This is a genomic window from Mucilaginibacter arboris, from assembly GCF_009754915.1.
GTDB lineage: Bacteria > Bacteroidota > Bacteroidia > Sphingobacteriales > Sphingobacteriaceae > Mucilaginibacter_A > Mucilaginibacter_A arboris.
On the sequence record NZ_WPIK01000002.1, the window covers coordinates 146,572 to 158,803 of the forward strand.

General features: G+C 35.9%; 7 protein-coding genes and 1 tRNA gene. 4 read left to right on the top strand and 4 right to left on the bottom strand.

What is annotated here, in order from left to right; all coding sequences use genetic code 11:
- Positions 1 to 93 precede the first annotated feature (93 nt).
- Positions 94 to 1,083, bottom strand: a complete 990-nt coding sequence (locus GO621_RS02590; RefSeq protein ID WP_157563913.1) for an acetyl-CoA carboxylase carboxyltransferase subunit alpha — start codon at positions 1,081 to 1,083, stop codon at positions 94 to 96.
- Between the two features lie 51 nt (positions 1,084 to 1,134).
- Positions 1,135 to 1,605 carry a hypothetical protein gene (locus GO621_RS02595; protein ID WP_157563915.1) on the bottom strand — a complete coding sequence of 157 codons (471 nt, stop codon included), beginning with the start codon at positions 1,603 to 1,605 and terminating at the stop codon, positions 1,135 to 1,137.
- A gap of 238 nt (positions 1,606 to 1,843) precedes the next feature.
- Here GO621_RS02595 and GO621_RS02600 point away from each other — a divergent pair.
- The 4 genes from GO621_RS02600 (at position 1,844) to GO621_RS02615 (ending at position 9,585) form a co-directional block, all read left to right on the top strand.
- Positions 1,844 to 1,915: transfer RNA gene (locus GO621_RS02600), tRNA-Glu, on the top strand.
- A gap of 770 nt (positions 1,916 to 2,685) precedes the next feature.
- Complete coding sequence (locus GO621_RS02605) at positions 2,686 to 4,221, top strand: ATP-binding protein (protein WP_157563917.1); 1,536 nt, start codon at positions 2,686 to 2,688, stop codon at positions 4,219 to 4,221.
- Positions 4,222 to 4,724: 503 nt separating this feature from the next.
- Positions 4,725 to 7,643 (top strand): restriction endonuclease, encoded by a 2,919-nt coding sequence (locus GO621_RS02610; RefSeq protein ID WP_157563919.1) that lies wholly within the window; start codon positions 4,725 to 4,727, stop codon positions 7,641 to 7,643.
- 4 nt (positions 7,644 to 7,647) lie between these two features.
- Positions 7,648 to 9,585, top strand: coding sequence for a site-specific DNA-methyltransferase (locus tag GO621_RS02615; protein ID WP_157563921.1), 1,938 nt, complete (start codon positions 7,648 to 7,650; stop codon positions 9,583 to 9,585).
- Positions 9,586 to 10,255: 670 nt separating this feature from the next.
- Here GO621_RS02615 and GO621_RS02620 read toward each other — a convergent pair.
- Both GO621_RS02620 and GO621_RS02625 read right to left on the bottom strand, forming a co-directional pair.
- Positions 10,256 to 10,654, bottom strand: a complete 399-nt coding sequence (locus GO621_RS02620; protein WP_198170103.1) for a helix-turn-helix domain-containing protein — start codon at positions 10,652 to 10,654, stop codon at positions 10,256 to 10,258.
- 273 nt (positions 10,655 to 10,927) lie between these two features.
- On the bottom strand, positions 10,928 to 12,169 hold the full coding sequence (locus GO621_RS02625) for a site-specific integrase (protein WP_157563925.1): 1,242 nt from the start codon (positions 12,167 to 12,169) through the stop codon (positions 10,928 to 10,930).
- Between the last annotated feature and the right edge of the window lie 63 nt (positions 12,170 to 12,232).

A 12,232-nucleotide genomic window follows, 5' to 3' on the forward strand; every position in this document is an offset into this window, starting at 1 on the left:
AGGACACAAAGATTTTTAGGTGGTAAAAGAAGCATCAACAAAAAAGCCGGTTATATGAATGACCGGCTTTTTTGTGAAAATCTATTTTTTAGTTTAACTTTTTTCTTCGGATGTTGGTTTAGGCTCATCCTCATCAATAACCACACCCATTGAACAGAATTTGTTGATCCGTTCGCTTACCAGTTCATCAACATTTTTAGCTTTTAGTTTTTCCAGGTCATCCAGTAATACCTGTTTTAAGGTAGTGATCATCGTATCTGGGTCCTGGTGCGCGCCGCCAAGCGGTTCTTTGATAATGCCATCAATCAGTTTGTTTTTATACATTTCTGTCGAAGTTAGTTTCAGTACTTCGGCAGCTTTTTCTTTATTGTCCCATGTCCTCCATAAAATAGAAGAACAAGATTCAGGCGAAATAACCGAATACCAGGTATGTTCCAGCATATAAACACGGTCGCCAATACCAATACCTAAAGCACCGCCCGAAGCGCCTTCTCCAATAATCACACAAATTACCGGCACCTTTAAAACAGCCATTTCCATTAAGTTACGGGCAATGGCTTCACCTTGTCCGCGCTCTTCGGCTTCCAAGCCCGGAAAAGCGCCTGGCGTATCAATAAAAGTAATGATCGGTTTGTTAAATTTTTCGGCCATTTTCATCAGGCGCAGCGCCTTGCGGTAACCTTCGGGGTTGGCCATACCAAAGTTGCGGTACTGGCGCATTTTGGTATTGATGCCTTTTTGATGGCCGATAAACATTACCGTTTGGCCGTCAAGCGAGGCAAATCCACCTACAATTGCTTTATCGTCCCCTATGTTTCGGTCGCCGTGCATTTCAATAAAATCAGTACTCATAGATTCGATATATTGTAATGTGTAAGGGCGTTCAGGGTGGCGGGAAATTTGAACATTTTGCCAGCCGTTTAAGTTACTGTAAATTTCTTCTTGTTTTGCCTGAAGCTTTTCATGGAGTTCTGTGAGCGCCGGCGTCATGTCTGCCTTCGTTTTTTCTGCTACCTGCTCTACCTTTTCAATTTGCTGCTGGAGTTCTCCTAAAGGTTTCTCAAAATCAAATGTAATTTTCATGTTCAGTTAATGGGCTGCAAAGGTATAAAATCGGGTTTGTAATTACAGGTATTAATCCAGTAACAGGCTGTCATATTTTTTAATTTGCTGTCCGGTCAATATGGCTTCTGTTTTCAGGCAAGCCTGCAACAACGCATTTCGCAGTTCTCCCTGGTACAGGCCATAACGGTTGGTGTAAAAAATGAGCAAGCCGTTATTTACTTTTTTATACCTGAAAAGACTATCCATCGTCCTTTCATTGGTAATTAAAAAACCATTCATTTCATTAACTTTTCGTTTTAATTCTTTATCTATTAAATTAATGGCAGCCATCTGCCGGTCGTTCAGTTGCAGCTCTTTTTGCCATGATAAAACTTTTTGGGGCGATGGATAATGGTTATGATTGGCAACAGCTTGTAAGCCTGCCATGTTTTTTGATGCTTTAAAAGCCTCAAATTTTGATAAGAACGAGTCTGGTTCAGCTACAGCTTTCAGATGTGCGGCACTATCCGATTGTGCTTTTAACGGATGGAAACTGAGCATGAGCAGCAGCAAAATAAAGATTGGTTTTATTAAAAAGTGAGTACTTGTTTTTATCCCCATAAAAGAAGCATGTATAAAAAGCGAATTTTTTTGTAAAAGTATAATTAAAATAACGTATAGCCACCGGGCAGATGGTTTAACAGCTTTCTCCAGCAAATTGTGCTGTAAAATATTTTTTTATTTTTTTTGAAGTTGATATTTTACTTCTATCTTCGCCTTCCCAAAATCAAAGGAAATTGGCCCGTTCGTCTAGGGGTTAGGACGTTAGATTTTCATTCTAGAAACAGGGGTTCGATTCCCCTACGGGCTACTTTAAACTTATCTACTCCCTTATAAATCACGTATTTATAAGGGTTTTTTGTTTTTACTGTCAGTGTTACTGTCAATAAAGATCGGACAATTAGGGGAAAAATCAGTAAAGAATTTTTAAAATAGAAAATTATTTTTTCTATTTTTTGCTTTTGGGTTTTGTTCTTTACGAGATTGAACCCAGTTGGTATAGCAGTCAGGGAAGATAGATCAAGGTTGTGATCTGCTTTAGGATTTGTTCTTTATGATATTTAACCCCGTTGATTCTGATGGGTGTACTACTAATTATTAAAATCCCTTATAAATCAAGTATTTATAAGGGTTTTTTGTTTTCACTGTCAATGTTACTGTCAGTAAAGATCGAATAAATTTGGTTAAAATTAATTTAAAAGCTTTTAAAAAATTAAGTTAATCTGGCATATCAAGCCGGTTGTTACCCACATAAATTTATACAAGGAGTAATTGAGCAGTTTGATATGGAAAATTCCTTCAGCTAGAAACACATGAGTGCGCAGCATTAAAAAAAAAATTAACCGCAGCAGCCGAATTGACGCTACATTTTCAATGCAAAAGACGCAAGGTGCATTTTTGTATCATTTGTATTATGTAAAAAACATCAAAAGCAATGGTTAAAAAATATTCAGGCTCTTTGTTCGATTACATTCTGCAATAGAGAACTTGAACTATAGTTATATTGCGCTTTTAAAACTTGCGTATATTTAAGACTTATGGGCAAGCATACAGACACAACCTACGAACCAAAAACGACATATGAGAATTAAGGCCATAAAAATCAAAAACTTTAGAAGCTACACAGGCGAAGTCGAAATTGACTTTGGCGACTTAACTGCTTTTGTCGGAAAAAATGACATTGGTAAATCAACAGTTTTGGAGGCATTGGACATTTTTTTCAATGACGGTAAAGGTGTAATCAAACTTGACAAGGATGATGTTAATAAGCAAGCTCTTGCATTAGGAGAAACCGAAACAGTTATTTCTGTCTGCTTCGAAGAATTGCCAACAAGTATTGTGATAGACAGCACAAACCAAACAACTTTGCTAGCGGAATATCTTTTAAACTCAACAAATCAACTTGAGATAATTAAAAAGTATTCAAATGGTGGAAAGGAAAAAGTTTTTGTGAAAGCTAACCATCCAACAGGTAATAATTGTAAAGACTTATTACAAAAGAAAAACACTGAACTACAAAAAACTATAAAAGATAATGTAATTACTTGTAGCAACCAAACTATAAATGCAGTAATGCGGACATCAATTTGGCAACATTTTAATTCAGACCTTCAACTAGCCGAAATTGAGATTGATGTTACCAAAGGTGACACAAAATCCATTTGGGATAAATTACAAGCATATTTACCCCTTTATTCTTTGTTTCAATCAGACAGAAAAAACAGTGATGGCGATAATGAAGTTCAAGACCCCTTAAAAGAAGCTGTAAAACAAATTTTAAATGATGCGACATTACAAGCAAAATTCAATGAAATTGCAGTAGAAGTGAAAAGTAAGTTGCAAGATGTCGCAACAAGAACACTAGCGAAAATCCAAGAAATGAACCCTGAAATTGCAAGTAGCTTAAATCCTGTTATTCCAGCTACAGACAGTTTGAAATGGATTGACGTTTTCAAAAGTGTTTCAATCACAGGTGACGAAAATATTCCAATCAACAAAAGAGGAAGCGGTGTAAAAAGACTAATACTTTTGAACTTTTTTAGGGCAGAAGCTGAAAGAAGAAAAACAGTGGAAAACATTCCAAGTATCATTTACGCAATTGAAGAGCCTGAAACATCGCAACATACAGAACATCAGAAAAAACTTATTAAAGCATTTTTAGAACTATCAAATACAGCAAATACGCAGGTAATTATTACTACACATAGTGCGGCGTTAGTAAAAGAATTGGAATTTCAACATCTTAGACTTGTAAAATCTAATAGCGGAGCAAAAACAATTGAAAATATTTTACCGAATAGTTTGCCATATCCATCCTTAAATGAAGTAAACTTTTTAGCTTTTTCTGAAGTAACAGAAGAATACCATAACGAATTGTATGGATACATTGAATTGGAAAACGAGATGGTAAATTATAGAAATGGAAAAGCTACTATTCCATACAACAAACTAAGAAGAGACGGAGTAACTATTGTAGTGGAAAATATAATTTTGACTGACTATATAAGACACCAAATTCATCATCCAGAAAACAAGAACAATACAAGATATACTTTTGTACAACTTAGTGAATCTATAAATTTAATGCGTTCATTTATACAAGCACTGACAGCATAAAAAATGCCTGCCCTTAACAAGGTATTGCCAAAAGCGGGGTTGACGTAATAGTATAATGCTGACGGATGTTATTGAACATTGGTAATTCTATAAAATTGTAGTGCTGAAAATCCCCCCCCGGCAATACCCAACCGTTGTCAGTAAGCCTAGACAGACGTTATGCTAAAAATAAACAACCCATTAATTTTAGGACGAGGACTGCCAATTCCATTATCGTTTAATACGCCTGCTATAATTGGTGACAATGATACTTTCAAATATCCATCTGCAGCAACACTTGCTCGTTCTGCGTCAGCCTAAACGATATTCTTTAAAAATCTAATCAACCGTGCTTTTCGGATACGGACTATCAGCCGGAACCCTATCAACTTCAAAGCAAGAAATCAGCACATGAAGTTACTTAACCAACCGATAGCAGTTGGCAATTGAATTAAAGATAAAAAAAGAAATTGAACAGTATCATTATCGGTTAACTTTGAAAATTGGAGAAACTTAAGTATTAAATGACGACAAAAACAGAAACAAAACAGTTTCAATATGAAATACAAGCCTATCAAGAGGACTGCGTAAATAATATTATCGGTCTTTTTGAAAGCCTTCGCCAAAAAGCAAATTTTGGTGATGTGCTGACGGCACACCATATAAAGAACAAATACAATTTTCCGGTTCAAGAAAACAAAAACATTGACATAATGATGGAAACGGGAACGGGTAAAACCTTCGCGTTTATCAAATCTATTTTTGAACTGAGCAAAAACTTTGGCTACAAAAAATTTATCGTTCTTATTCCAACCGTTCCAATCCGTGAAGGAACAAAAACAAACTTAGAGGACACCAAAGAGTATTTTAAAGCTTTTTACGCCAACGAAAGAGAAAAAGAAATTGAAACCTTTGTTTACGAAGGCGGTAACCTTTCTGCGGTAAAGCAATTTATAGGCACTTCGCATTTATCGGTTTTGGTAATGACACCAAGCTCATTTAACAGCAAGGACAACATTCTGAACCGTCCATTAGAACGAGAGATGAACGCACCTGAATTATTTGTAAATAATCAGGAACCACCAAAATCGTATTTGGAATGTTTGAAACGCTTAAACCCAATTGTTATAATGGACGAACCTCACCGTTTTGAAGGCAATGCCTTTAAAACATATTTTGAGGGATTTGACAATTTTTACTTGCGTTTTGGAGCAACATTTCCAAAGAAAAAAGACAGTTTGCCTTTATCAAACGTGGCGTATGTATTAGATAGCATTTCTTCTTTCCGACAAAACTTGGTTAAGAAAATTGTGGTTTACACGCAAGACGTAATTGAAAATACAGATACACTTATTGGAATTGAAAAAGTTGGAACAGTTAATAAAGCCTTTGTAAGCACATTAACCAATGGAATTATTGCAAGACGTGAATTAGGTGTTGGAGCAGTTTTCAACGGTAAAAGCATAAAGAAAATAAACAAAGACACCATTGTTTTGGCGGACGACACCATTGAGAAAGTTGATTATTCATTGTCGTACGAATCATTGCGGGCAATGATTAAAGAAACAATCAAAATACATTTTGAGAAAGAAAAAACATTGTTTGAGCAAGGCGTAAAAGCACTCACTTTGTTTTTTATGGAAGCTGACACCAGTTTGTTTCGTGGCGAAAATCCAAAAGTCAAAAACATATTTGAAGAAGAATACAAAAAGCAATACACCGAAATTGTTAGCAAACTTGACCAAACAAGCGATTACTATAAATTCTTACAAAATGATTTTGACAGCGACAACACGTTGCAGGTTCACAAGGGATATTTTTCGGGCGACAAAGGCAACGCTGACGAAAAAGTAAAAGCAGGAGTTGATGAAATTCTAAAAGACAAAAAGAAATTACTTTCGTTTGAAAGTCCTTCACGTTTCATTTTTTCAATTTGGGCTTTGCAAGAAGGTTGGGACAACCCAAATGTTTTTACTATTTGTAAACTTTCCAATCAAGGAAGCGAAATATCAAAACTGCAACAGATTGGGCGTGGTTTACGCATTTGCGTAAACCAAAACTTGCAAAGATACACACTGAAAAATCTAAATGACGACCAGGAGGAATTTTGGAAAATCAACAACCTTGACGTAGTTGTTTCAAGCAAAGAACACGGTTTTGTTGAGGCGATTCAAAACGAAATCTTAAACAATTCATTTTTAATTTCTGAAACATTTACAGAACAAGAATTAAAAAAAGCACTTAAAGAAAAGGGTGATTTTGATGATACAGCAGTCCGTAAAATTTATAGAGCAATGGAGGATAGTGAAATGATTATCTTCAAAGTAACAGTTGATGGAATTGATATTTTAGAAAAATCGCCTGAGTTCTCTGCGATTTTGAAAGAACAAAATTTACCCGAAGAACAAGTAAAAGCAATTGAAAGCTTGTTTGCAACCGATACAAACACGTATGTTCAGAAAGCCGAGAAGAAAAAAGAGAAAAAGAAGGTTTTCATAAAGGCAACACACCTGCAAGAGTTCCAAAACCTATGGAATGCAATTAATAAAAATGCTTTTTATGTTTTAGAAACTTTGAGTGAAGAACAAGAAAGCCAACTGATACAAAACATAAAAGCACAAATTGAAGGCGTAAACATTGAGGAAATTTTGTTGCAGACTATTCGTGCAGAACTAAACGTGAACAAGATTGGCGAACAGGGAGCAATTACAGAAAAACTAACCGACACAGTTTCATATAAAAGCAAAGTTGATTACTTAGAATTGGTTCGCACTTTGTCCAACAACACCAAAACGCCCATTTCATTTGTGGTTAAGGTGTTCAATGCCTTGAGTGATGATTTCAAAACTAAAATGCTTTGCAACAATCCCGAACAGGCACAAAGGGAAATTTCCGAAATAATCAACAAGAACTTAGTTGCAATGCTCAAAGCAAACATTAAGTATGACGGAATTAACGGAACAGTTTTGCCAAATGTATTCAAGACCGAAAAAGGAAAAACATACTTAGACACAGGAAGCGTTGGCAAATTTCAAAAAGAAATTGCAGGCGATTTTTCTTTGAAAACCAAATGGGTATTTGAAGAAGTGATTGAATACGATAGTGATTTTGAATTGGAAATTGTGGAGCAAGACCCCGACATTGACAGCATTGAAATTTTCGGCAAACTTCCACGCCTGAAAATCAAAACACCTTTGGGAGATTACAACCCTGATTTTTGCTATGCTATCAAAAGCACCGAAGGCAACAAAATATTTCTTGTAGTGGAAGCCAAAGGTTATAAATCGTCAACTGCTATTCCAGTAGATGAAAAAGGAAAGATTGACTTTGCCAAAAAGTATTTTGAGGCATTAGGCGAACACTACAAAGACCAAAACATTAAAATTTCATTTAAAGAACGTATCAATAAAACGCAATTAGCGGCATTGATAAACAACGCATAAGACAATGGCAGAACAAGATTTTATAAAAGCAGGATTTACGGTTGTTGGAACAGAAAACAACGAGAACAAATTGTTGCGTTTTCTGAAAGAGAACTACCCCAACGTAATCCGAGACACCGAGATAAATTTAGAAGAACTAAAAACCGTTTTGGGTTTACCTATTGACGAAAAGGTAAACGGATATGGATTGAACTTTGTAGGTAGAAACTTTGCCCGAGCTAAATATGCTCAAAAGACAGAAAAGGAATTACGCCTTAATAACACGTTAAGCAAGAATATTGATACAACAGAAAATTTAGTGCTAAAAGGCGACAACCTCGACAGTCTGAAAATTCTAAAAAACTATTATAGCGGTCAAGTAAACTGTATTTACATTGACCCACCATACAATACCACAAGTGAGGAATTTGTTTACCCTGACAGATTCGATAAAGAAGAAGCTGAGGTATTAGGATTGGCAAATTTGAGCGAAGGTGATTTTGCAAGAATGGACTTTAGTTTCAAATCCAAAAAAAGCCATAATGGTTGGTTGGCTTTTATGTATCCACGTTTATTATTGGCAAGAGATTTATTGAGCAAAGAAGGTGTAATTTTTATTAGTATTGACGATAATGAACAAGCCAACTTAAAATTACTTTGTGATGATATATTTGGCGAGGAAAATTTTGTAACCACGTTTACGAGAGTAACAAAGAAAGGCGGTAAATCCTCTGATGCTACTGCAAAGAACCACGATTATGTATTGACTTATGTAAAAAACATTAGCCAAGCAAAACTACAAGGTGTTTCACATAATGATGACGGTTATTCAAATCAAGATGAATATTTTGAAGAACGAGGATTTTACAAAATCAATCAAACTCTTGATTATGACAGTTTGAGTTATGTAAAATCACTTGATTATCCAATAGAAATTGATGGAGAAATATTCTATCCAGGAGGTGATAAAAATATTTGGGAATCAAGACAAAGCGGAAAACACGGTAGAGCAGATTGGGCTTGGAGATGGAGCAAAGACCTTTATGAATTTGGCTTAAAAAATGGCTTCATTGAAGTTAAAAGAGGGGGCAATCGCCCTCGTATTTATACTAAAACATATCAAAATGTAAAAATTGCCAAAGATGGGAATGGATATAAAACAGTTAAAATCGAACGTTCAAAACCATTATCAACCTTAGAGTTTACAGAGAATAAATATTCAAATGACAATGCTACTAAGGCTATTGATGAAATAATCGGAAAAGGTGTTTTTGAATATACCAAACCGCCTGAATTAATTAATCAATTAGTAAAGCTAATAAACGAAGAAGATTTTATTGTTCTTGATTTCTTTGCAGGTTCAGGGACAACAGGTCAAGCGTTAATGGAATTAAACAAAGATGGTGGTAAACGAAAATTTATACTTTGCCAAATTGACGAACCCATAGACCCTGTAAAGAAAAAAGATGCTTATGAGTTTTGCACTATAAACGACTTGCCACATTTCATTTCAAGTATAACAATTGAACGCATAAAAAGAGCAGGAGAAAAAATTGCAAAAGAAATTGAAGAAGTAAACAGCAAACCTGACTTGTTTGAAGAAGACAAAAAACAAGTTCCTGATATAGGCTTTAAAGTATTTGACAGTGTGGAAGCACCGAAACTGAAAGTGGATGACAAAGGACAAATTTCAATAACTGAAAATGAAACAGATGCTTTAAGTCGCATTTACAATATGATTTTCACCGTTGGTTTAGACGAGCCAACACAAGTTCCCAAAGAAGTAGTGAAAGATTGCATTTACAAAATCGGCAACCACTATTACATAACCAACAGCGAGAAAATCACGAGTGATGATTATTCAAACGCAATTAAAAACGGTAAAGTATTTATTGACGGTTGGACAGCAAGTCTAAACGGTACATTGCAGAATTATAAAGAAGATGTGAAAATTGTGTTTTAGATGAAGCGTACCAAGACGGGAATACCTTTCTTGATTTTCTTTAAAGTTAAAATCCATTTTATCAACTTTGATTTATCCTTTATCCAACTTAACAATTTGATTTAAAGATACTTTTAATACTTCTGCTGCATTTTATTTAGTCGGTAGTCCGATCTTATCCAAACACCGCCTCATTGTCTATTGTAAGCACCAAAAAGCGGCTGATTTTAAGATTTCCAAAAGGAAACGGAATAAATGGGCTAAGTGGCGCGATGGCACGTAGGGCAGGAAGGGGCACGAGCGTTTATGCCGTAGTCTTTTGGAAACCCGTAGGGCTTGTCTTAAAATTGGCAGGCTATCTTTGCTGCACAATTGGCATTGAGGAGGAGGTTTAACTACTTTAAAATGCAAGTCAAAATAGTTATCTTCGTTTTCTAAATCAGAAGCTGATTAAGCTTTAAAAGCATCCCTTAACTTTACTCATAACCTTAACACCCGATAGTAGCAATGTCTATAACATGCTACATTCAGTCCCGATAGTGGGACTTTCTTTATTATCATTTTAGTAAAATTTGACCGTATTTAACAGGCTTATCATGCCCTGTTTCCGTCATGTGCAAAACCTTTCTTAACGAAAAAACCCCGTGCTTTCGCGCGGGATCTATCTGTTTACAATGTATGTTTCTTTGGTTCAACTTCGATGCCTAAAGCCTTTCTTTTCTAAAGATTCTTCCACTTCCCGGACGCTAAAAAAACGGCCTTTGCCCATCTTTTTTCCGGTAATAATCCGCCTTTTTATCCAGTTATGAACAGTTTGCTTGCTAACCGTAAATTTTGCTGCAAGCTCTCCAATATCTAGCAGTTTTTCGTTATGGTTAATTTGTTCCTGCTTTAATTTGCTGGATTCAAACAGGTCTTCTTTTAAACCGGAAGCGTACCTTTTAAATTCTTCCTGCTGTAAACTTTGGCTCCCTTTAAGCACTCTTGTAAGTACTTCTTCGATTTTTTCTGAAATGATAATTTCCAGATAGCTAATTTTGTACTCTGTAATAATTTCTTCTTTGATGATCCTCCGATCACCCCAAGACATTTGTTTTGACATTTTAAAGTGTAGTCCACAGAAAGTAATACTTGGACGGGTTGCATTTATCCTAAAAGCGCGCATGTGGTTGCTCTGTGGCCAACCGCATGAAAAATGGATCATTTTTACTAATAGGACAGGTAGTCTTACGCTCGCTTTTCCTTAGTATAAGCGTGGACTGAAAAATAAGTGTTAGGCAAATTGAAACATAAACAAATTTATATTTTACCAGGTTTTATTAAAACAGACTAAAGTTTTTTGACTTAAAACCGACTTTTTTACTCAGGCAACAAATAAATTTGTTTCCCATATTTTATTCATTTCAACAGATTTTACTTTATCTGTCAACTTGATATATTTCTTAAAAGATTTGTAGTCCTTATGCCCGGTAATGCTCATTACCACTTCCGGGCGCATCCCTTTTTCAAGGCAAAGCGTTACAAATGTCCTCCGGGCGGTATGCGTACCAATAAAATTATATTTCGGCTCTAAAAACTCGACCTTCTCTATACCGCGGTATTTAATGATGTGTACCATCTCGTTTAGCCCTGCCAGCTTGCCAAGTTCTTTTAACGCATCGTTTGTTTTCTGGTTAGATGCCAGTTTAGGAAGGTGTCCGTTGTTCCTTGCCAAAACCTCTTTGGCAAAGCGGTTCAATGGAATTTGTAAAAAATCCTTTGTCTTTTCTGTTTTGACCAGCACAACACCTTCTTTGATGTTCTCCGGTTTGAGGATAGAAATATCCGAATAACGCAAACCAGTAAAACAGGCAAAGCAGAAATTATCGCGGACAATACGTAGCCGTTCTGTCATCCCTTCTTCCAGATAAACCAGTTTCATGACTTCCGCTTCGGTTAAGTAGATCAGGTCACTTTCTTCTTTAAATACCTTAAACTTCTTGTACTGCAAGCCCGTTTTGTTATAGCCCTTATCGGTTGCAAAGTTTAAAAAGGATTTAACGACCTTCACATAACCGCCGACACTGTTGTTTAACAGGTTTCTATCTACTGTTAGGTAGTTGACGAACTTTTCGTAAAATTCGCTGTCCATCCGCTCAAAACTCAGTTCAAAGCGTTTAACTTTCCGAAAAGCCAGTAAATGGTTTAGGGTTGCTATATACCGTTTAATAGTAAGCGGTTTTATCTTACCTGCTGCCACTTCAATGTATTCATTAAAATAGCCTATAAAATCTTTCTGCTTAACGCCAGCTTGCTTAACCTCTTTTTTATCTAAAGCACCAGAAAACTTCTCCCTTACAAAATCAAAATTGATCTTATTATAGATCAAAAGGGATTCTTTCTGTGCATCTGTAATAATACTGTTCAGGCTGTCCAGATGGCTGTTTACAAACTGGTCTTCCTTTTCTATTACCCGGATCTGCTGTTTCTTGGTCAGCCATTGACCGGGAAAAGTCTTGTATTTTACGGAATGCCGGAACTTCTTGCCGTTGGCAAGGTAAGTCATCAGGATAGGGCATTTGCCTTCCTTGTCTGGTTTGTCGAGGTAAAAGTTTAGGGTTGCCATGGTTGGTTATTTATTTTGTTTTTAATGTTTTTACTGGCAGTTTACTGTCAATTGTACTGTCAG